Consider the following 638-nt stretch of genomic DNA (forward strand, 5'->3'; position numbering starts at 1 on the left):
GGTCCCAAGGGTTGGGCTGTTCGCCCATTAAAGCGGTACGCGAGCTGGGTTTAGAACGTCGTGAGACAGTTCGGTCCCTATCCGCTGCGCGCGTTGGATATTTGAGAAGTCCTGTCCCTAGTACGAGAGGACCGGGATGGACTGACCTCTGGTGTGCCAGTTGTTCTGCCAAGAGCATGGCTGGTTGGCTACGTCGGGAAGGGATAACCGCTGAAAGCATCTAAGCGGGAAGCCTGCTTCAAGATGAGATATCCATACACCTTCGGGTGTGAGAGGCCCCCAGTAGATGACTGGGTTGATAGGCCAGATGTGGGAGCACGGCAACGTGTGGAGCTGACTGGTACTAATGGCTGATGACTTAACAACATATTTTTTGTTTGCTGCTGTTCGCGTCCACTGTGTGGTTCTGGAGAAACAACTCCTGGACACGCTTGCTTCCTTTGTGGGGTGGGTTGTGTTTTAGGGCTGGTAGGGTCTCGCCGTGTTACGGCGGTCATAGCGTCGAGGAAACGCCCGGTTCCATTCCGAACCCGGAAGCTAAGCTCGATTGCGCCGATGGTACTGCACTCGGGAGGGTGTGGGAGAGTAGGTCGCCGCCGGACATCTTTGTGGGAGTGGGAGTGAGCTTGAGACCCGTG

General features: G+C 56.0%; 2 rRNA genes. Both read left to right on the plus strand.

The window, feature by feature from the left end:
• A 23S ribosomal RNA gene (locus tag INT49_RS20880) occupies positions 1-366 on the plus strand; the annotation flags it as partial.
• Positions 367-485: 119 nt separating this feature from the next.
• A 5S ribosomal RNA gene (gene rrf, locus INT49_RS20885) occupies positions 486-602 on the plus strand.
• The last annotated feature ends 36 nt before the right edge of the window (positions 603-638 follow it).

The organism is Brachybacterium tyrofermentans (assembly GCF_014897585.1).
GTDB classification, from domain to species: Bacteria; Actinomycetota; Actinomycetes; order Actinomycetales; family Dermabacteraceae; genus Brachybacterium; species Brachybacterium tyrofermentans.